The 20,202-nt window shown below is 37.5% G+C and carries 20 protein-coding genes and 1 tRNA gene; 14 read left to right on the top strand and 7 right to left on the bottom strand.

The annotated features are described in order from the left end of the window. Window positions 1-96 precede the first annotated feature (96 nt). Window positions 97-411: a DUF4138 domain-containing protein gene (locus KIM67_RS04480; protein WP_256442755.1), complete on the top strand. Its 315-nt coding sequence runs from the start codon at window positions 97-99 to the stop codon at window positions 409-411. A gap of 51 nt (window positions 412-462) precedes the next feature. Here KIM67_RS04480 and KIM67_RS04475 read toward each other — a convergent pair whose 3' ends face one another. Together KIM67_RS04475 and KIM67_RS04470 are read right to left on the bottom strand one after the other, a co-directional pair. Next, complete coding sequence (locus tag KIM67_RS04475; RefSeq protein ID WP_213830154.1) at window positions 463-1,722, bottom strand: site-specific integrase; 1,260 nt, start codon at window positions 1,720-1,722, stop codon at window positions 463-465. A 234-nt stretch (window positions 1,723-1,956) separates the two neighbouring features. Next, window positions 1,957-2,030: transfer RNA gene (locus KIM67_RS04470), tRNA-Arg, on the bottom strand. A 63-nt stretch (window positions 2,031-2,093) separates the two neighbouring features. Here KIM67_RS04470 and KIM67_RS04465 point away from each other — a divergent pair. After that, window positions 2,094-2,606 carry an adenine phosphoribosyltransferase gene (locus KIM67_RS04465; protein WP_213830153.1) on the top strand — a complete coding sequence of 171 codons (513 nt, stop codon included), beginning with the start codon at window positions 2,094-2,096 and terminating at the stop codon, window positions 2,604-2,606. Here KIM67_RS04465 and KIM67_RS18575 read toward each other — a convergent pair. Together KIM67_RS18575 and KIM67_RS04460 are read right to left on the bottom strand one after the other, a co-directional pair. After that, window positions 2,600-2,746 (bottom strand): SsrA-binding protein, encoded by a 147-nt coding sequence (locus tag KIM67_RS18575; protein WP_250149146.1) that lies wholly within the window; start codon window positions 2,744-2,746, stop codon window positions 2,600-2,602. The two genes, KIM67_RS04465 and KIM67_RS18575, sit on opposite strands and share 7 nt — an antisense overlap. Before the next feature lie 70 nt (window positions 2,747-2,816). Continuing rightward, the gene (locus tag KIM67_RS04460; protein WP_213830152.1) at window positions 2,817-4,598 is read right to left on the bottom strand and encodes a DUF885 family protein; all 1,782 of its coding nucleotides are present in this window, start codon (window positions 4,596-4,598) and stop codon (window positions 2,817-2,819) included. Between the two features lie 576 nt (window positions 4,599-5,174). On the opposite strand from KIM67_RS04460, the gene KIM67_RS04455 reads away from it, so the two are divergent. Further along, entirely contained in the window at window positions 5,175-6,149 is a 975-nt protein-coding gene (locus KIM67_RS04455) for a calcium/sodium antiporter (protein WP_250149145.1), read from the top strand. A gap of 11 nt (window positions 6,150-6,160) precedes the next feature. Next, a complete protein-coding gene (locus tag KIM67_RS04450; protein WP_213830151.1) occupies window positions 6,161-7,765 on the top strand; it encodes a carboxypeptidase-like regulatory domain-containing protein in 1,605 nt (534 codons plus the stop codon). A 57-nt stretch (window positions 7,766-7,822) separates the two neighbouring features. Here KIM67_RS04450 and KIM67_RS04445 read toward each other — a convergent pair whose 3' ends face one another. Then, window positions 7,823-8,833, bottom strand: a complete 1,011-nt coding sequence (locus KIM67_RS04445; protein ID WP_213830150.1) for a glutamine synthetase beta-grasp domain-containing protein — start codon at window positions 8,831-8,833, stop codon at window positions 7,823-7,825. A 210-nt stretch (window positions 8,834-9,043) separates the two neighbouring features. On the opposite strand from KIM67_RS04445, the gene KIM67_RS04440 reads away from it, so the two are divergent. The 7 genes from KIM67_RS04440 to KIM67_RS04410 all read left to right on the top strand — a co-directional run bounded on the left by KIM67_RS04440 (window position 9,044) and on the right by KIM67_RS04410 (window position 16,012). Further along, the gene (locus tag KIM67_RS04440; protein WP_213830149.1) at window positions 9,044-11,227 is read left to right on the top strand and encodes a glutamine synthetase III; all 2,184 of its coding nucleotides are present in this window, start codon (window positions 9,044-9,046) and stop codon (window positions 11,225-11,227) included. A gap of 100 nt (window positions 11,228-11,327) precedes the next feature. Then, on the top strand, window positions 11,328-12,506 hold the full coding sequence (locus KIM67_RS04435) for an AIR synthase related protein (RefSeq protein WP_213830148.1): 1,179 nt from the start codon (window positions 11,328-11,330) through the stop codon (window positions 12,504-12,506). 47 nt (window positions 12,507-12,553) lie between these two features. Beyond that, window positions 12,554-13,009, top strand: coding sequence for a ubiquinol-cytochrome c reductase iron-sulfur subunit (locus tag KIM67_RS04430; protein ID WP_213830147.1), 456 nt, complete (start codon window positions 12,554-12,556; stop codon window positions 13,007-13,009). 39 nt (window positions 13,010-13,048) lie between these two features. Beyond that, the gene (locus KIM67_RS04425; protein WP_250149144.1) at window positions 13,049-13,468 is read left to right on the top strand and encodes a thioredoxin family protein; all 420 of its coding nucleotides are present in this window, start codon (window positions 13,049-13,051) and stop codon (window positions 13,466-13,468) included. Continuing rightward, a complete protein-coding gene (locus KIM67_RS04420) occupies window positions 13,465-14,460 on the top strand; it encodes an FAD:protein FMN transferase (RefSeq protein WP_213830145.1) in 996 nt (331 codons plus the stop codon). The genes KIM67_RS04425 and KIM67_RS04420 overlap by 4 nt, the downstream gene beginning before the upstream one ends. Before the next feature lie 9 nt (window positions 14,461-14,469). After that, complete coding sequence (locus KIM67_RS04415) at window positions 14,470-14,679, top strand: DUF4266 domain-containing protein (RefSeq protein WP_213830144.1); 210 nt, start codon at window positions 14,470-14,472, stop codon at window positions 14,677-14,679. Then, on the top strand, window positions 14,666-16,012 hold the full coding sequence (locus KIM67_RS04410) for a DUF3570 domain-containing protein (RefSeq protein ID WP_371815663.1): 1,347 nt from the start codon (window positions 14,666-14,668) through the stop codon (window positions 16,010-16,012). Before KIM67_RS04415 ends, KIM67_RS04410 begins: the two co-directional genes overlap by 14 nt. On the opposite strand, the gene KIM67_RS04405 is transcribed toward KIM67_RS04410, so the two are convergent. Then, on the bottom strand, window positions 15,999-16,658 hold the full coding sequence (locus KIM67_RS04405; RefSeq protein ID WP_213830142.1) for an ABC transporter ATP-binding protein: 660 nt from the start codon (window positions 16,656-16,658) through the stop codon (window positions 15,999-16,001). The genes KIM67_RS04410 and KIM67_RS04405 overlap by 14 nt on opposite strands. Before the next feature lie 356 nt (window positions 16,659-17,014). On the opposite strand from KIM67_RS04405, the gene prfA reads away from it, so the two are divergent. Both prfA and pyrF read left to right on the top strand, forming a co-directional pair. After that, window positions 17,015-18,091, top strand: a complete 1,077-nt coding sequence (prfA, locus tag KIM67_RS04400) for a peptide chain release factor 1 (protein WP_213830141.1) — start codon at window positions 17,015-17,017, stop codon at window positions 18,089-18,091. A gap of 96 nt (window positions 18,092-18,187) precedes the next feature. Further along, entirely contained in the window at window positions 18,188-19,009 is an 822-nt protein-coding gene (gene pyrF, locus KIM67_RS04395) for an orotidine-5'-phosphate decarboxylase (RefSeq protein ID WP_213830140.1), read from the top strand. Window positions 19,010-19,013: 4 nt separating this feature from the next. Here pyrF and KIM67_RS04390 read toward each other — a convergent pair whose 3' ends face one another. After that, on the bottom strand, window positions 19,014-19,211 hold the full coding sequence (locus KIM67_RS04390) for a hypothetical protein (RefSeq protein WP_250149143.1): 198 nt from the start codon (window positions 19,209-19,211) through the stop codon (window positions 19,014-19,016). 177 nt (window positions 19,212-19,388) lie between these two features. Here KIM67_RS04390 and KIM67_RS04385 point away from each other — a divergent pair, with 177 nt between their 5' ends. Next, entirely contained in the window at window positions 19,389-20,171 is a 783-nt protein-coding gene (locus KIM67_RS04385) for an alpha/beta fold hydrolase (protein WP_213830139.1), read from the top strand. Window positions 20,172-20,202 lie beyond the last annotated feature (31 nt).

Raw genomic sequence — 20,202 nt, 5'->3', positions numbered from 1 at the left:
CTCGGTAAACTTGCTTTTTTTCATGTGACAGTTAAAATTTAAAGTTAGAAAATTCTAATTTTAAGCTGTCCTATTTTAAGGGAAGCTTACATCAAATTGCAATTACAGAAAATGGCTTATAATGCTTCCGAAGTTTATTTGGTTTTAGAAATCAAGAATAAGTCTGAAATTGATTTTGAGATTGACTATCTCAAAATTTATCGAACAAATGGAAATAAAAAGCGTAAGGCCTCTTTTCAAAGATTAGAACAGAAAGTAATTCATCAATATCAATTACCTAATGAAATAAAAACCAAAGAAAGAAAGCGATTTGTTTATGTACTTCCAAAATTTGTTCTTGGGGATAATGAGAGGCTAATGATTGAATTGAAGGAACTGAAGGGGAGTAGGAAAATAGTATTGAAAAACTAAAAAAAAATGCTTTTGAATTTATCAAAAGCATTTTCCCTTTAATATTGATACTTACATATTATGTTTTATTTGAAGTTCATTTTTATCAGGAGCCTCTATTTTATTTCTTAACGCCAACATATCCTGGCTTACCTTTCTTTCAACAACCCTGGCATAGACTTGTGTAGAAGCAATTTTAGAATGTCCTAAAAGTTTGGAAACAGTTTCTATCGGTACACCATTACTTAGTGTTACTGTAGTGGCAAATGTGTGCCGGGCCATATGAAATGTAAGATTCTTTTTTAAACCGCAAGCTTCAGCAATTTCCTTTAAATATAGATTTACTTTTTCATTCGTGATTACCGGAAATAAAGTCCCTGTAATCTCTGTCATTGGATGACTTTCGTACTTAATAAGTAATTCTTTTGCCTTTCCAAGCAATGGAACTTTTACTGGTGATTTCGTTTTTTGCCGATTCATAAAAATCCAATCGTTGCCATCTATTCCTTTAAGAATGTTATCATTTGTAAGATTCATAATATCTATATATGCAATTCCCGTATAGCAACTAAAGATGAATAAGTCTCGTACTCTTTCTAATCGAGCAATCGGAAGATGATAGGTTTCAATGTTTGATAATTCGTTTTCAGTTAAAAACGGGCGTTCTCTTTTTTCATAAGTAGGTTTCCACCTAACAAAGGGGTCTTTGTCTATCCATTCTATGTGATAACCAAGAGTTATGATTTTTCGAAACCTTTGAATATGTTTCATAACCGTATTATTGCTCATTGCTTTAAGGTGTCCCTTGGGCCAAAAGCAAATTAGGAAATTAGCAAAATCGCAAATAAATTTGTAGTTGAGTTCTTTTAAAAAAATATCTGAAGTATTCAATACATTGTTTAAATACTTGTTAAGGTAACCTTCAGTTACTCTAAAATTCCTCAAGGTTCCGACGGCTAATGTTTTTTCAGTTTTTTTGTTGTGATATTCAAGAAGGTTTTGAAGAGTCTTAGAATTATCACTTTCACCTAAATATTCAGCCTTGATTAACTCAGCGGTAATTAATTGCCCTTTAAATTTTAAATCTTGATAAAGTTGCACGAGTTGTGCATGAACTTGGTCTAAATAAGAATTTAAAGCCCTTGTCGTTTCACTATTCCCTTTTGCTCGCTGCCTTTTTGAATCCCATACTCTCACATCAACTTGCTGTTTTAAGCTAATGTTGACTTTTTTTCCATTTACTGTAATTCTGGCGTACATACCGGTTAGGTTATTTTTGGCACGAGTAGAGTATGCCCAAAAAAGGATTGCAAATGTGTTTGATGTTCTCATAGTTGTTGTCTTTTAAATTAAACATTTAGTAAGACGAAAGTCAAATCAACTATACTGAGTAGCTTATGTGTTCACAAATCAAATCGTCAACAATGTTGACGGTCTAAAATTTTGTTGACGGTCTGTGACCTTTTTACATCAAATCAAATCAATTTAAATGATGGCCCAAAAACTAAGAAACCGCGCAAATCATAGGATTTGCACGGTTTTGAAACTTTTTACAAGTTTTTTTAGTGACCTCGACAGGATTCAAACCTGTAACCTTCTGAGCCGTAATCAGATGCGCTATTCAGTTGCGCCACGAGGCCTTTTTTATGGGGTGCAAATATATTTCTTTTTAAATTTACGACAAAACCTCATAACCAAAAATAATGGATTTTGAACGCTACATTCGTGATATACAAGACTTTCCTCAACCTGGTGTCGTTTTTAAGGATATCACCCCTCTTTTAAAAGATCCTCAAGCACTTGCCAAAGCTTGTGAAACACTTTGCGATATGGTTAAAGATTATGCTATTGACAAGGTGGTTGGTGTAGATAGCAGAGGTTTTATTTTCGCACCCTTAATTGCATCAAAACTCAATGCCGGTTTTGTTCCTGTGCGTAAAAAAGGAAAATTGCCATATAAAATAATTTCGGAGTCCTACTCCTTGGAATATGGTGAGGACACCTTGGAAATTCATACGGATGCAATACAAAAGGGCGAAAAAGTATTGGTACATGACGATGTGTTGGCAACTGGTGGAACCGCAAATGCAGTTTGCAAACTAGTGGAAAAATTGGGGGGAGAAGTGGTACAATGTAATTTTTTGATTCAACTTGGTTTTTTAAATGGAGCAGCTAAACTTAAAAATTATGAAATCAAAGCACTGTTGAACTATTGACCCAATGCTTTAGTGGTTATAAAATAGCGCCAGCCTATTATCGCCATTTGTATTTTAGAAGCTTTTGACAAATCCAACCCTTTTTTTGAATAAGAAGGGAGAAGAGCTTTATTCATTCTAGCCAGAAGTCTATAAAACATTGTTAGTATATTGATAAAACAAATATAGCCAAGAAGTTACTACATTAGCCTTTAAAAATTTGTGAAAAAACTAATTGTTGACCTTTATCCAACTATTTATTTTATCCTCTAATAAAGCTAAGGGAACACAGCCGGTTTCCAATACTTGATTGTGAAATTTTCGAATATCAAAATTCTCTCCCATGGCTTTTTCAGCTTTTTCACGTAATTCCCTAATTTTTAATTGTCCAATTTTATAAGAAAGTGCTTGCCCTGGATTGGCCATATAACGTTCTATTTCTGATGTAATACTTGCTTCAGATTCAGCTTCATTATCCAAAGAGTACTGAATGGCCTCTTCTCTTGTCCATCCTTTGTAATGTAGTCCAGTATCCACCACCAAACGCACTGCACGGTGCATTTCGGCTCCTAGCATACCAAAAAGCTGGTAGGGGTCTGTATAAAGCCCTAACTCAGTACCTAGTGATTCACTGTACAAAGCCCAACCTTCACCATAACCACTGTACCAAAGCGTTTTCCTAAACTTGGGCAAAACATCACTTTCTTGTGTCAGGGATATTTGGTAATGGTGTCCGGGAATCGCTTCGTGCAAGAAAAGTGATTCATCCGAGTATGTGTTGTATACCATAACATCTGGAATGGGCACATAAAAAATACCGGGCCTTGTGCCATCCAATGAACCCGGATTGTACTCGGCGCTTGCGGATTTTTCCCTAAAAGCTTCGGTTCGCCTTACTTCAAAAGCAGTTTTGGGCTTTACATCGAACAGTTTTTCTATCTGTGGCTTCATGTGCTCATGGATAGCATTAAAGTTATCGATTACTTCATTCGGGTCTTTATAGGGCATAAGTTCCTTATTACTTCTTACAAAATCGAAAAAGGCTTTTAGATCACCTTCAAAACCAACCGCTATTTTTATCTTTTCCATTTCAGAGCGAATTCTAGCAACTTCGCTAAGCCCCAATTCGTGTATTTCGGCAGCAGTCATGTTCGTAGTAGTATACTTCTTAATTTGATGGGCATAGTAAGCGTCACCATCCGGTTCTCCTTGTATACCGCTTGATTCACGACCAGCGTCAAGATACTCCTCGCTCATGAATTTATGCAAGCGTTCGTAGGCAGGTACTATTTTCTCGAGTATCATCTTTGTGAAGCCCTCTTCCAAGTTGGATTTTTCCTCTTCGGAAAAGTCGATAGGAAACTTTTTGATAGGCTTGTAGAAAAGATGGTTCTCTAAATTTCTTTCGGTGAGCGATTCTAATTGTGGTAGCACCTTTACAATTAAGGATTTTGGAAGTACATGACCTTTTTCCATTCCTTCACGCATTCTTTCTTCCGCAGAATTCAGCCATTCCAAATAGCCATCCACTCTTTTCAGCCATTTTTGATAATCCTCTACAGTCTTGAAAGGTTGAGCGCTGGAGCCGCTTGCCAATTGCCCCATAAATAGATTGGGAGACCACATTTGATCAATAGGCGTGAGGTTTGCATTGAATTTTTGTTCTTCCAAATTCATATTGCATTCCCATATCAAAATTGCCTTGCTCATTTTTTCACTGTCTGAAAGGTCTTCATCTGAAAAAGCGTCCAATTCATTTTTATATGTATTGTAATGCGTTTTAATTCTGTCCAAATACTCATCTGAAAGTAAATTGATAAAAATATCATCGTAACGATGGTCTCCCGCCATTGTAGCATTGATTGGGTTCAATTTTAGACCATCTTCATAATAATTGTCCAGAATTGTGGAAAAATTCGCGCTGAGGCCTGGAGTGTTCACTTGCTTTGGTTCTTGTTTACACGAAAAGAATGAAACAAGTATGGTGTATAAAAGAGTTATTTTTTTTGTCATTTCAAATAGCTAAACATTTCAAATGCAAAATACTTAAAATAACACAGACTAATGTATTAGCTTTTTGGTTACACAAAAGATGCAATGAGCTGTATAAGCAACATCACTAAAAACTTAACTATGGTTATCATTGTATTGATTAATTTAAAGGGTGAATATTTGTTGTGAACCGGTTATGTTTTTTGAATATAAAATGAGAATTGTCAGGTTTCCAAATACTTAGCTAAGAATTAATCAAATTGAATACAAGATTGTAGCTTTAAAAATGAAATCAACTTTAGGAATGATGTGACTTGCTTTAAAAAAATTATGATTTATAATGTAATTTTTGAAATCATATTACAAATCATAATAAATAAAGCTATCTTTTTGTGTTAATTTCAAAAACCAAGGAGCGTTTCATTTAAAAAATCACCTTTTTTTACCATTCCATTCTTTTGGAGAAATAGATTATTGATTCTTTGGGCAGTTCATTGCGTAACGGGTTTTCTGTATTTTTTGGATATTTTATCACCCTAATTTATTTGTGGTTTAAATGTTTTATGAAACATTTTTTTGTCACTAAGCTATCGACGAATGAATCTTCTTCTATATTTACATCAAAAATTATTTTTGGGAAATCTACTTTTAATTGTTCTTGGTCTGGCACTGCTAATTTTGGGAGGGAATTGGTTGTTAAAAGCTGCGGTGGCTTTGTCCCTTAGACTTGAAATTCCAAAAATAGTTATAGGTATGACGGTGGTTTCTTTCGCCACCTCTGCCCCGGAACTTATTGTTAGTATTAAAGCAGCCTTGGATGGGTTTCCTGATTTGTCCCTTGGTAATGTTGTAGGTTCAAATATTGCTAATCTGGGCCTAGTACTTGGCATTACGGTACTGTTGGGAAGCATAGATGTGCGCAAGAACTTTTACACTACAGACTGGCCAGTGATGATGGCGGCATCCTTATTATTTGTAGGCTTTGTTTATTTTGATGGGGTTTTGGAGCAGTATGAAGGCATTATCATGGTTGTCATTTTGTTTTTGTTCTTAATCTATTTGCTTAGATTTCAGAAAACAGCGGTAATTGATGAAATGCCGGAAGATGATGTTCCGTTACCCTTATATAAAATTGCGCTGTTTCTAGGGATAGGGGGAACTGCTCTTTGGGGTGGCTCGGAGTTATTGATAGATGGCGCTGTGGGTCTGGCATCAACATTTGGAGTGAGCGATAGGGTCATTGGTGTTACCATTGTCTCTGTCGGCACAAGTATCCCAGAATTGGCAGCATCCATTATCGCTATTATCAAAAAAGAGAAGGCTATCTCTCTGGGCAACCTGATCGGCTCCAATATTTTTAACCTTCTCGCTGTTCTTGGGATAACTTCCATAATTACACCAATAACTGTTATTGACCAAGGGTTGCTCTCTAGCGACATTTTTTGGATGCTTGGGATTTCTTTCTTGATACTTCCGTTGGTTTTTATCCCAAAAGGGTTACGATTAGGATGGCGTGATGGTATAGTTCTTGTGGCCTATTATGCAACATTTATTTATTTTACGATTAGCTAAAATCTTATTTTTTGTATTCGGTATTGAGGTACTTACAAATTGGCTTGGTTTTCCTGTGTCAGACCCAATCTTGGGGGCAACAAGAGTTCGTTCAAGGTCGGTTGTTGGACGCAAATTCCAATGAACCTGTCATATTTGCTACCATTAGGGTAAAAGGGAAGGCATTAGGTGTAATATCTAATCAAGACGGGGGATTCAAAATTCCAATGCATTTTCAACATGAAGGGGCTTTTTTGGAAATATCCTGCTTAGGTTATCAAACAAAGAATATTGAGTTTTCTTCTTTAGAGAAAAAAGAAACCAATAAAATCTTGATGATTCCTGCTTTAATGCAGTTGACCGAAACTGTAGTTACTGGAAAACGGAAAAAGTTAACGGTCAGGCAAATTATAAATAAAGCATTAAAACGGATACCTGAGAACTATCCGGTTAGCCCTTTCAATCTTGTGGGCTATTATAGGGACTATCAATTACAAGATGATGAATACATTAATCTGAACGAAGCAATTGTCAAAATCTATGATGGTGGTTTTCTAATTGATGATTATAAAGAAACGCAGTATGGTTTGTATACGTATTCAAAAAATAATGAATTTAAAGTGGATTCCCTTGCTGCCAGACCTTATAATTATTCCAATAAAGAGAAGATCATACCCCATGTTGAGCTATTGGGCAATTACGTGGGAAACGAATTGGTTTTGCTCTACCTTCATGATGCTATAAGAAATCACAATATACTTACTTATTCTTATGTCGATAAGATGGTCGATGATTTTGTGAAACAACATCGATTTTCATTAGTAGGGGATACATTTTACGGGGATGAAGCTGTATATGAAATTACTATCAGAAAAAATAAACATCCTTTTCAGATATGGGGAACTATTTATATTGATAAGGACGATTATGCTATTCGAAAAATGAGATATGGCGTTTACAAACAAAAAGTAAATGATAAATGGAACGGTTCTACGATACAATACCATTCAAAAGCTGAGGAATTAATTTATGACATTACAGTAGAGTATGCCGATTTGAATGAAAAAATGTACTTGAATTATATATCTTTTCATAATACGTTTACTATTCTTCGCCCACCAATCTTTAAAATCCAGAAAATGTTTTTGGATAAAGACAAGGACTATTTAGGAGTGGAATTCAATCATCCAGCTGTGAATCAGGATGAACTCAGAATAGCCGATTTTGATTTGCGGTATGGGGAAAAGAAAATACACTTTAAAAAGTTGATAAAGGTTACTGAAAATAGGGTAGTATTAGAGTTCAGTACAAATAGAGGACAGGTAGAAATACTTAATGAATTGTTCTCAGGGTCAGCAGATTCCATAGAGAGAAAATTCTTTCTGCGAATACCAAAACTGATGGATGTGGATGGGAATAAATTAAATGAACAAAAGCCGGAACATTTGAATCAATTTAGAGAGTTTTTCACTCAAAAGGTTGTTGAAGATGGCAGAGATTCACTACCTATGGACAAATTAAAACTTATTTTAAAGACTGAACCTTTATATAGCCCAGAGCAACCTTTAATTCTCGATAAAGATGGTAGTAGCGGGGATTACTGGATGAACACACCTTTTAAAAGAATTGAAAACTAAAAAACCGCCCCAAGTTGAGGCGGCTTTCTAAAAATGTATTCAACAATTAATCTAATATTATATGTCCGCTGACTTAACGGTTTTGATGATACGTGCAGCAATTTTGTACGGATCTCCATTAGAAGCAGGTCTTCTATCTTCCAACCAACCTTTCCAGCCTTTCTCAACGGTCATGATAGGAATACGAATAGAAGCTCCTCTATCGGATACACCATAACTAAAATCTTTTATTGATGCAGTTTCATGGTCTCCGGTCAAACGTTGATCGTTAAATTCACCATATACTGCAATATGCTCTTTTGTTACAGGTCTAAAAGCCTCGCATATTTTTTCATAAACATCTTTAGAACCAGCAGTTCTCAATGTTGTGTTTGAGAAGTTTGCGTGCATACCAGAACCGTTCCAGTCTCCTTTTACAGGTTTTGGGTGATATTCAATGTAGTAACCATAAGACTCTGTTAAACGGTCAAGTAGATATCTGGCGATCCAGATTTCATCACCTGCTTTCTGTGCACCTTTGGCGAACAATTGAAATTCCCACTGGCCAGCGGCTACTTCTTGGTTGATACCTTCAAAGTTTAATCCGGCATCAATGCATTGATTGGCGTGTTCTTCGACTAAATCACGGCCCCATGTATTTCTTCCACCAACAGAACAATAATACAGTCCTTGTGGACCTGGGTATCCTCCAATGGGGAAGCCAAGCGGCAAAAGTGTCTGCGTATCCATTATAAAGTACTCCTGCTCAAAACCGAACCAGAAATCAGAATCAGGGTCATCAATGGTTGCTCTAGAGTTTGACTCATGCGGCGTTCCATCGGCATTTAATACTTCGGTCATAACCAAATATCCGTTGATACGAGCAGGATCGGGATAAATCGCTACGGGCTTCAACAAACAGTCAGAAGAACCACCTTCTGCTTGTTTTGTAGAACTTCCGTCAAAAGACCACATTGGGCAGTCTTCTAGTTTACCACTAAAATCATCTTCGATTTTTGTTTTACTTCTTAAGTTGGCGGTTGGTTTGTATCCATCCAACCAGATATACTCTAATTTAGATTTGCTCATAATTCCTGCAGTTATTTAGTTCTCAAATTTATGATTTACAAAAATATATTTTTCGTTTCATAATATGGTTTTTTAAGGGCTAAAATCACAAACTAGTACGTATAATTTAAATTACCCCTATTTTGGATAGGGCTCAATGAAAAAAAAGTAAATTTTGAAGGATATATTATTAAATTGTTAATTGTAGCTTTGTGATTTAAATTCTAAATAATGCCAAACACAAGATTTGAAGCGCTAGCAGAGAGCCAAAAAAGGGTTCGCACAACAGGAGAAATAGGCAGACGTTCTGAATTGTTCGGAAAAAATGTCTTTAATGAAGAACGAATGCTTCAATTTTTGACCAGGGAAGCTTTTGAAAAGGTCAAATCTGCCATTTTTCAAGGAAGTAAGATAGATAGAAAGATTGCGGACCAAGTTGCTGAAGGTATGAAAGCATGGGCACTGTCTATGGGTGCTACGCATTACACACACTGGTTCCAGCCTTTAACAGGTTCCACAGCGGAAAAACACGATGCATTTTTTGATATACTGCCAGATGGCAGGGCAATGGAGAAATTTGAGGGAGCTCAACTGGTACAGCAAGAACCAGATGCATCCAGTTTTCCAAGTGGTGGAATACGCAATACGTTTGAGGCACGGGGATATACAGCTTGGGACCCGACATCACCAGCCTTTATTTATAAAACAACACTTTGTATTCCAACAATTTTTGTTGCGTACACAGGTGAAGCACTGGACAACAAAGCTCCATTGCTAAGAGCCTTACATGCTGTGGATGAAGCTGCAACTGCGGTAGCGCAATATTTTGATAAAAATGTACGTAAAGTCTATGCAACTTTAGGTTGGGAACAAGAGTATTTTCTTGTGGACAAGGCACTTGCCCAGTCAAGGCTGGATATTGTAATGACAGGACGTACCTTGGTGGGCAACCCTGCCGCAAAAGGCCAACAATTGGACGACCATTATTTTGGCGTGATTCCTGCCAGAGCACTCAATTTTATGAGTGATTTGGAAAAACAGTGTACCAAGTTGGGTATTCCGGTCAAGACTCGCCATAATGAAGTGGCCCCAAATCAGTTTGAACTTGCGCCCGTTTTTGAAGAAGCAAACCTTTCCGTAGATCACAATTTGTTGTTGATGGATGTCATGGAGGAAATTGCTGATAAACATAATTTTACCGTCCTTTTTCATGAAAAGCCCTTCGCTGGTGTAAATGGCTCGGGAAAGCACAACAATTGGTCTTTGGCAACAAATACTGGGGTCAATCTCTTGAGCCCGGGCTCAACACCAATGAAGAACCTTCAGTTCCTCACCTTTTTTATAAATACGATAAAAGCTGTTGACATTTATGAGGAGTTGTTGCGTTCCTCCATTGCATCTGCGAGCAATGACCATAGATTGGGCGCCAATGAAGCACCACCTTCCATTATTTCTATTTTTATTGGAAAACAATTGAGTGATGTTCTCGATGAGTTGGAAGGCGTTTCTAAAGGAAAGTTATCGCCTCAGGAGAAAACAGAACTTAAACTGAATGTAGTTGGTAAAATTCCTGAAATTTTATTGGACAATACAGACAGAAACAGGACTTCACCTTTCGCTTTTACAGGGAATAAATTTGAAATAAGGGGCGTAGGGGCAAAGACCAACTGCGCTAAGCCCATGACCGTGCTCAATACCATAGTGGCAAAACAACTTACCGCATTCAAGAAAGAAGTTGATGCATTGATCGATAAAAAGAGCCTTAAAAAAGATGAGGCTGTTTTCAATGTGTTGCGAGAATATATCAAAACCTCAAAACGAATCCGTTTTGATGGAGATGGTTACGGAATGGAATGGCAACAAGAAGCCAGAAGAAGAAAACTTAGCAATAATAAAAATACCCCCGAAGCATTACAGGTGTTGACATCCAAAGAAAGTATTGCACTTTTTAAAGATATGGATGTAATGAGTGAGGTGGAGCTAAAAGCGCATCAAGAAGTAGAGCTGGAAGCCTATATTTTTCACCTTCAGATTGAAGGAAGGGTGCTGGGGGAAATGGTGTACAATCATATTATACCGTCAGCATTACGTTATCAGAATTTGCTTTTGGAAAATATAAAAGGCCTTAAAGAAGTCTATGGTGCAGCTCATAAAAAAGTTGCCGAGGGGCAATTGAATATTCTGGAACAGATCGGGGAGCACATATCGGAAATCAAAAAACAAACGGATGATATGACTGCTGCTCGTAGACGTGCCAATGGACTCTCTACAATCAATAAAAAAGCTCAAGCGTATTGTAATAACGTAAAACCCTATTTTGAAACCATACGGGAGCAATCTGACAAGTTGGAAAAATTGATTTCGGACGATTTATGGCCATTCACCAAGTATAGGGAGTTGCTATTTGCGAGGTGATCAAGAAAAGATGAAAGCCGGCGTTAGCAGAACTTAAAAGAATAAAATCATATTTCGGGTTAATTAACAGCTTTCCGCTATTTTTGCCCAAACCAAATTTATGTCTTCAGACACCAGTAAAAGATATGCCCAACGTGGAGTTTCAGCTTCAAAGGAAGATGTACACGACGCCATAAAAAATATTGACAAAGGGCTTTTTCCCAAGGCTTTTTGTAAAATAGTACCTGATTATCTCACAGGTAGTAGCGAGCATTGTTTGGTGATGCATGCAGATGGAGCTGGTACAAAGTCTTCTTTGGCGTATATGTATTGGAAGGAAACGGGGGATATTTCGGTTTGGAAAGGGATTGCCCAAGACGCGCTCATCATGAACGTGGACGATCTAATTTGTGTGGGGGCAACAGACAATATTATGTTATCCTCGACCATAGGGCGGAATAAAAACCGAATACCAGGAGAAGTTATTTCCGCTATCATCAATGGAACCGAGGAGTTAATTGCTGATTTGAAAAAGCATGGAATCACCATTCATTCTACCGGCGGTGAGACTGCCGATGTAGGGGATTTGGTACGCACCATTATCGTAGATTCAACGGTTACGGCCCGCATCGAACGAAAAAATGTTATTGATAACGCCAATATAAAGGCAGGAGATGTTATCGTAGGGTTGGCCTCTTTTGGTCAGGCAACCTATGAAAATGAATACAATGGAGGCATGGGCAGTAACGGTCTAACTTCTGCCCGTCATGATGTCTTTGGAAAGTACTTGGCCAAAAAATATCCAGAAAGTTTTGATGCATCCGTTCCCGATGAACTGGTCTATTCTGGTGCTACAGAGCTTACGGCAGATGTGCCTAATTCTACATTGGATGCTGGTAAGCTAGTGCTTTCACCTACCAGAACATATGCCCCTATCATCAAAAAAGTATTGGAAAACTATACAGCTAAGGACATCCATGGTATGGTGCATTGCAGTGGGGGAGCTCAGACAAAAATCCTTCACTTTGTCGAAAATCTTCATATTATCAAAGACAATATGTTTTCCATTCCTCCGCTTTTTAAATTGATACAAGAGCAATCGGGGACCGACTGGAAAGAAATGTATCAGGTTTTTAACTGTGGCCACCGTATGGAACTTTATGTGAATGAGGAGATTGCATCGGATATTGTTGAAATTTCGCAAAGCTTTGACGTAGATGCCCAAATTATAGGAAGAGTAGAAGATGCCGGCTCTAAAAAATTGACCATCAAAAGTGAGTTTGGCAAGTTTGAATATTGACATACGATTTAGGTCAAATTAACGTTATTTCTACATAACCCCACGCTATGGAAAGAAAAGCTTTTTTAAGGAGTTTGGGTGCAGGCGCTGCTTTTGCCCTTACTTTTCCTTGTTTACATGGTTGTTCTAATGATTCAGAAGATTTGGAGCAATTCCCAGAACCGGACGGAGTTGACTTTACAATAGATTTGACATCTGCTGAAGCTGCTCCATTAGCTGACAACGGGGGATTCATCCTCGTGAAATCAAGTCAAAGTTTAGGGTACACAGACATCGTCGTCGCCAGAAATCTTGAGGGCAATTTAATTGCTGCAAGTCAGATTTGTAGTCATCAGCAAACTGAGGAGGTGCGTTTTATTTCTGAAGATGGTGGGATTTTCAGATGTTCTACCCATGGTTCAAGGTTCGATCAGGATGGTACACCTTTAAATTCGATAACAAGCAACCCTTTACGGGTCTTTAATACAGAACTTACGGATTCTACCCTTCGTGTTTTTGAATAGAGGTACACTTAATCTAGGTTTATGAAAAATGTTATGCTTATGGCATTTTATTTTTTTGTTGCCACGTTGCAAGCGCAATTGTGGCAAGAAACCTTTGATGGTGCTATTGATCAAGCAAATGAAGAGAACAAACCCATTGTTTTGGTTTTTTCGGGGTCGGACTGGTGTGCGCCCTGCATTCGTTTAAAACGAAGTATTCTTGAATCGGATTATTTTAAAACGTACGCATCTGCCAACTATATTTTATACAATGCCGATTTTCCAAGAAAGAAAAAAAATCAACTTCCCTTAGATAAGTTGAACACCAATAAATCCTTGGCGGAAAAGTATAATCCAAGAGGATACTTTCCTTTGGTCGTACTCATGGACAAGCAGCAAGTGGTGTTGGGAAAAACAGGTTTCTCTAAAAAGAATTCACCGGAAGACTATGTTTCGGTACTGAACGGGTTTCTGGAATGAGAACAGTATTGATCATTTTTTGTAGCTTATGCTGTATGCTTTCCCAAGGGCAGCGGCAAGAAGATGTTACCGTAAAGCGTACGTTGAAGCTAATGGGAACTACGTTCGAAATAATTGTGGTTGCGCCTAACGAGGACATTGGCTACCTTGATATTGATGAAGCGGTTTCGGAAATAAAGCGAATCGAAAAAATGATATCTTCATGGGATGAAGCTTCAGAAACATCATTGATCAACAAAAATGCCGGGATTAAACCGGTAAAAGTATCATCTGAATTATTTCAGTTAATAGAACGCTCAAAAAAAATATCCGAAATCACCGATGGGGCTTTCGATATTTCGTATGCATCCATAGACAGGGTGTGGAGGTTTGACGGTACCATGAAAGAAGTACCGCCTAAAATTAACATACAACAATCCGTTGCCAAAATTGGACACAAAAAAATAAAGCTGGACCCCATAGAACAGACGGTTTATTTAACAGAACCTGGAATGCGCATTAGTTTTGGCGCTATTGGGAAAGGGTACGCCGCAGATAAGGCAAAAGAGCTGATGGTTTCCAAACAGGTGAAAGGCGGAATTATCAACGCTTCAGGAGATTTAACCACATGGGGCACAAAAGCCTCTGGAGAAAAATGGGTTATAGGAATATCCAATCCTCTGGACAAGGATAAAGTGTTTAGTTGGTTGCCCGTAGTAGAGTCTTCCGTGGCAACATCTGGTAATTACGAAAAGTATGTGACGCTCGATGGTAAAAAATATTCCCACATTATTGACCCAAGAACGGGCTATCCTACGGTAGGTATCAACAGCGTTTCTATTTTTGCAAAGACCGCGGAACTGTGCGATGCATTGGCAACTGCTGTTTTTATAATGGGAAAAGATAGTGGAATCCATATGGTGAATCAGATTGATGGGGTAGAGGTGGTGCTGGTAGATTCTGATAATAAAATCCATAAAAGCTCCGGAATCGTTTTTGACAAAAAGCCGTAATTTTAAAATATGCAAAAACTCTTGTACCTCTTTGCCCTATTGCTAGTTACCAGTTCGTGTGTGGTGGTTAGGGAGTACGACAAGGTTTATATCAATGCTGCCGAAATGCAATTGGGGGCAAGGGCATCTGAACGTTTTGAGACGAACTTTCAAATTTATAGGGAGGCTTCGGCGGGTGCCAATGGCGGAAAAACAGGAGGTGGCTGTGGGTGTAATTAAAGCTATTAGCGAAAGGGAACGAGTTACTTTTTTTAAGTTTCAGTTTTTGGAAAAACCATTTTATAAATTACTTCTTACAGGTTTTTTGATTGTTGGCTATAGTGGATTTGCACAACAAAATACGTCATATACCAAAAGGGTTTTAGAATCTAGTGAAATAGACTTCTTGTTCAGTTATTATGAACAAGATGGGCAAAATGCCGCGGTTACGGGAGGAGAAGGTACCGAAGAGCTCACCGATGCGACGTCTACCATTGTCCTGCGTATGCCCATGAACGAGGATGATGTGTTGACAGTAGATGTTGGAATATCCGCCTATACCTCTGCATCCTCAAGCAATGTGAACCCATTGGATGGAACCAACCTGAACACTTCCCCTTTTGATGCATCTTCTGGGGAATCAAGACAAGATTTGTTAGCCTATATAAACCCCAGTTATCAGCACAGTTCAGAAGACAGAAATACTATTTGGAGCGCTAATGCCTATTTTTCAAATGAATATGACTATGTTTCTATAGGTTTTGGAGGAGGCTATACAAAACTTTTCAATGAAAAAAACACTGAAATTTCTATAAGTGGCAAGGTATTTTTAGATAAATGGAACGCAATTTATCCTATTGAACTGCGGCAAGGATTTTTTGATGACCGTATTACAGGAAATGGCACCTATAATCCAAATTTTTTAGAGTTTGAAAATGAAAACAGGAATTCCTATTCTTTATCCTTAGGTTTCTCCCAAATCTTGAGCAAGAAATTGCAAGGTGCACTTTTCATGGACTTGGTTTCTCAAAATGGATTGCTCAGCACTCCTTTTCAGCGGGTCTATTTTGGAGATACGGAAGCTTTTTTTATTGATGATTTTCAATTGGCCGATGATGTGGAGCGATTACCGGAAAGCAGATTTAAAGTTCCCATTGGCGGGAGGTTAAACTATTATGTGAACGATTTTTTAATACTGCGTTCGTACTACCGTTTTTATTGGGATAATTGGGGCATAACCTCGCATACCGCAAGTTTGGAAGCACCGGTCAAAGTAACTGACAAGTTTACATTGTATCCTACCTATCGCTATTATACCCAATCAGCAGCGGACTATTTTTATGCTAAAGAGGATGCGCTCTCCACATTTGAGTTTTATACTTCGGATTATGACCTGTCCCAATATGATGCCCACCAATACGGGTTGGGAATTCAATATAAGGATATCTTCGCTAATTCCAAGATTTTGTCCTTCGGTCTAAAAACTATCGATTTACAGCTAAGTCAATACGATAGGAGCGATGGTCTTAACGCTTACATTATTACTTTGGGAACAACATTTATTGGGAATTAGAGGATAAGTATCCATCCCTGACCAAATCATCCTTATTGGTTATAAGTTTGGAATTTCCGTTTTTTATTAAATAAAAAGTATCTCCAATATCCATCACATCATTGTGGAAATGGTCAGTAATAATGACTATCCGTTCTTTTTTCTTGGACTGAATCATTTTTTTGAAAACATCTACATATATTGGGGCGATAAATGAAAAAGGCTCATCCAACATAATTATTTTTGAATGCCGATTCAATACAAGGTAGGTTTCCAATATTCTTATTTCTCCACTTGAAAGTTCTGAAACGCTATGGTTCTTATAAATTTTGAAGCTATCAAAAAAATCAGTGAACTTATACCAGTCTTCCTTATATAGATTGAATATTCTTTTGATTGTGATTCCGCTAGGTAATAATTTGTGCTGGGGAAGATATGCTATGTTGTTCGATAGGTACAACTTGCCCTTGCAGTTCTTACCATTAACTCTTATGGTCTTGTATTTTGGTTGCAAGCTCCCAAATAGTATTTTTAGCAGCGATGTTTTTCCGCACCCATTTCTTCCTAAAATTCCTGTTACTTCGCCTTCAATTGCTTTAAGATAGATGCCCGATAATATTCTTTTGGAACCAAAATTCAGTTCTATGTTGTCTATTTCAAGAACCAACTTGCAAAAAGATTAAATAAATGATTGTGGATACTAAAGTGTCATAAGCAAACGAAATCAAAAAAAGCAAAGTTTTGGAAAGTCCGAAATTCTGATAAAAAACAAGCTTTTGCTTTAATTTTTCTTCTTCAAAAAGAAAAAATACAAAACCAGCAAACACTACTTTACAAAGTACTATTGCTAAAAATGGAACATTTGCATAACTTAGGAAGGCAGTCACAATAATAGAAATGACCAAAATTGACTTGCTAAAGAAAAAAGCTAAAGAATAAGAAGTAAGACGGAGTAGTACAGCCATAGCTAGATTTAAATGTACAAATTAATTGTAAATTCGTATTCTTAACGAAGATTGATTTATGCTTGACAAACTCAATATAGTAAAACAGCGTTTTGATGAGGTTTCCGACCTTATCATTCAACCAGATATCATTTCTGACCAGAAACGATATGTAAAGCTCAATAAGGAATATAAAGACTTAAAAGTGCTTGTTGACAAACGTGAAGAATACATAACGCTCAACAATAATATGAGCGAGGCAGACGAAATTATTTCTGATGGTAGTGATGCCGAAATGTTGGAAATGGCCAAAATGCAACTGGACGAAGCCAAGAGCTCCCTTCCAAAATTGGAAGAAGAAATAAAGATGCTTTTGATACCCAAGGACCCAGAGGATGAAAAGAATGTGGTGATGGAGGTTCGTGCAGGAACCGGGGGTGACGAAGCAAGTATTTTTGCAGGGGATTTATATCGTATGTACGCAAAATACTGTGAGTCCAAAGGTTGGAAAACCAATATTATGGATTTAAGCGAAGGAACCAGTGGCGGTTACAAGGAAATCCATTTTGAAGTAACCGGTGAAGATGTGTACGGTACCCTAAAATTTGAAGCTGGCGTACATCGTGTGCAACGTGTGCCACAAACCGAGACTCAAGGCAGAGTGCATACCAGTGCCGCAACGGTAATGGTAATTCCAGAAGCAGAGGATTTTAATGTCCAAATAGACCCAAAAGATGTACGTATCGATTTTTTCTGTTCTTCCGGTCCCGGTGGACAATCGGTAAACACTACCTATTCTGCAGTTAGATTAACACACGTTCCCACGGGTTTAGTTGCGCAATGCCAAGATCAGAAATCCCAGCACAAGAACAAAGAAAAAGCCTTTAAGGTATTACGTTCAAGGCTTTACGATTTGGAATTGGCCAAAAAGCAGGAAGAAGATGCTGCCAAACGAAACTCGCAGGTGAGCAGTGGCGACCGTTCGGCAAAAATTAGAACCTACAATTATCCTCAGGGTAGGGTAACAGATCATAGAATTGGTCTGACCCTTTATGATTTACAGAACATAATCAATGGGGACATCCAGAAAATTATAGATGAATTGATGCTCGTGGAGAATACCGAGAAATTGAAGGAGGCATCGGAGATTTTTTAATTTTAGTAGTTAGTAGTTAGTAGTTAGTAGTTAGTAGTTAGTAGTTAGTAGTTCCAAGTTGATTGTCAGTTCGAGCGCAGTCGATAACCAATTTTAATGAAAATAGACCATTTAATATCCCAGATTCACCAAAAGAAGTCCTTTTTATGTGTTGGTCTGGATACGGACCTTGATAAAATACCCCAACATCTTCTTAAAGAAGAAGATCCAATTTTTTCATTCAACAAAGCGATTATTGATGCTACACACCAATATTGTGTTGCCTATAAGCCCAATATTGCATTTTATGAAGCGTATGGTCTTGAGGGATGGAAATCGCTCGAACGCACTATGGAGTACTTAAACGAGAATCATCCCGATATTTTTACAATTGCGGATGCAAAACGAGGGGATATTGGGAATACGTCCACAAGATACGCCAAGGCATTTTTTGAAACATTGAATTTTGATTCGATCACCATAGCGCCGTATATGGGGAAGGATTCTGTAGAACCGTTTTTAGCGTTTGACAATAAGCATACGATTCTGTTGGCACTAACATCCAATCAAGGGGCTTTTGATTTTCAAACTAAGAGTATAGGAAAACATGAGCTCTATAAAGAGGTTTTGGAAACGTCTAGAAATTACAAGAATGCAGATAGGTTAATGTACGTGGTAGGAGCTACCAAAGCATCTTACTTAGGAGACATACGAAAAATCATCCCAGAAAGCTTTTTATTGGTCCCTGGTATTGGCGCACAAGGGGGTAGCTTACAGGAAGTCTGTAAATACGGTATTACGGAAAACGTGGGGTTGTTGGTAAATTCTTCCAGAGGAATTCTATATGCTTCGCATGACCATAATTTTGCGCATGCTGCTACAGAAAAAGCTAAAAGTATACAAAAGGAAATGGAGATTGAATTGAATAACTTGAACTAAATCGTTATACCAAGCTCTCCAACGTCTTTTTAATTCCCTGCGCTTTCTTGGTGAAAAATTCTCTCAAATTAGTGTCCATATGTGTTGCATCAGATGCTTTTTCCATAAAATTCTGATACATAAACTCTAAAACTGATATCGCTTGACTTCCGCTAGTTATTGGAGTCACAGCTCCAACTTTACAATATTGCTCACTCATCATTACAAGATTTGTTATAACAAAGATACGTTGAAAACCCAGCTATGGACTACGGAATGCCACGTTACACACCTAGAAATCAGGTACTTTATCTAAAATTTAACAAAATCGAGATTGTCATCATTTTGATCTAACCTTTTGTAAGTAAAAAATTAACGTACTTTTATAAAAAAACAATCTTTGCTACACTACACGGCATACAGACATGAAACATCAAAAGATTGGGTAACCTTCGTACACGGTGCAGGAGGTAGTTCTACTATTTGGTACAAACAATTAAGAGACTTTAAAAAACATTTCAATATACTTTTGTTGGATTTGAGAGGTCATGGAAATTCCAAGCCGAACATAAAGGATGCGTTCAGCGACAAATATACCTTTGACTCCATTACTGCAGACATCATCGAGGTATTGGACCATGAAAAGATTGAGAAATCCCATTTTATTGGAATATCGTTAGGGACCATTTTAATACGAAATTTAGCAGAAAAATATTCCAATAGAGTGGTTAGTATGGTCATGGGCGGAGCTATAATGAAGCTTAACCTAAGGTCTCAAGTTCTAATGCGTTTGGGGGTTATATTCAAATCCATTGTACCATATATTTGGTTGTATAAGTTTTTCGCGTTCGTAATTATGCCGAATAAAAATCATAGGGAGTCCCGCTCCTTATTTGTGAGAGAAGCTAAAAAACTATATCAAAAGGAATTTATCAGATGGTTTAAGTTGACTTCGGAAATTAATCCGCTGTTACGTTTTTTTAGAGCGGTCGATATCAAAATACCAACGTTTTATATCATGGGAGGTGAAGATTATCTATTTCTTCCTACTATAAAGAAAGTTGTTAACTCTCATGTAGAGTCTACTTTGTTCGTTATCGAGGATTGTGGCCATGTTGTCAATGTTGAAAAACCAACAGTCTTTAACGAAAGAGTAATCACCTACCTTAAAAATGTTGAATAGTTACAAATGGTAGTGTCACCTTTTCTTTTTT

The sequence above is a fragment of the Flagellimonas sp. 389 genome (assembly GCF_018449435.1).
Classification (GTDB): domain Bacteria; phylum Bacteroidota; class Bacteroidia; order Flavobacteriales; family Flavobacteriaceae; genus Flagellimonas.
This window is presented reverse-complemented; position numbering and strand designations above follow the sequence as displayed.

Bases quoted from the DNA above. Each gene is read 5' to 3' on its own strand.
- KIM67_RS04460 (WP_213830152.1), bottom strand. From the start codon at position 4,598: ATGACAAAAAAAATAACTCTTTTATACACCATACTTGTTTCATTCTTT.
- KIM67_RS04415 (WP_213830144.1), top strand. From the start codon at position 14,470: ATGCAAAAACTCTTGTACCTCTTTGCCCTATTGCTAGTTACCAGTTCG.
- pyrF (WP_213830140.1), top strand. From the start codon at position 18,188: ATGAAAATAGACCATTTAATATCCCAGATTCACCAAAAGAAGTCCTTT.
- KIM67_RS04465 (WP_213830153.1), top strand. From the start codon at position 2,094: ATGGATTTTGAACGCTACATTCGTGATATACAAGACTTTCCTCAACCT.
- KIM67_RS04420 (WP_213830145.1), top strand. From the start codon at position 13,465: ATGAGAACAGTATTGATCATTTTTTGTAGCTTATGCTGTATGCTTTCC.
- prfA (WP_213830141.1), top strand. From the start codon at position 17,015: ATGCTTGACAAACTCAATATAGTAAAACAGCGTTTTGATGAGGTTTCC.
- KIM67_RS04455 (WP_250149145.1), top strand. From the start codon at position 5,175: ATGAATCTTCTTCTATATTTACATCAAAAATTATTTTTGGGAAATCTA.
- KIM67_RS04445 (WP_213830150.1), bottom strand. From the start codon at position 8,833: ATGAGCAAATCTAAATTAGAGTATATCTGGTTGGATGGATACAAACCA.
- KIM67_RS04430 (WP_213830147.1), top strand. From the start codon at position 12,554: ATGGAAAGAAAAGCTTTTTTAAGGAGTTTGGGTGCAGGCGCTGCTTTT.
- KIM67_RS04435 (WP_213830148.1), top strand. From the start codon at position 11,328: ATGTCTTCAGACACCAGTAAAAGATATGCCCAACGTGGAGTTTCAGCT.
- KIM67_RS04440 (WP_213830149.1), top strand. From the start codon at position 9,044: ATGCCAAACACAAGATTTGAAGCGCTAGCAGAGAGCCAAAAAAGGGTT.
- KIM67_RS04425 (WP_250149144.1), top strand. From the start codon at position 13,049: ATGGCATTTTATTTTTTTGTTGCCACGTTGCAAGCGCAATTGTGGCAA.
- KIM67_RS18575 (WP_250149146.1), bottom strand. From the start codon at position 2,746: ATGTTTTATAGACTTCTGGCTAGAATGAATAAAGCTCTTCTCCCTTCT.
- KIM67_RS04475 (WP_213830154.1), bottom strand. From the start codon at position 1,722: ATGAGAACATCAAACACATTTGCAATCCTTTTTTGGGCATACTCTACT.
- KIM67_RS04390 (WP_250149143.1), bottom strand. From the start codon at position 19,211: ATGATGAGTGAGCAATATTGTAAAGTTGGAGCTGTGACTCCAATAACT.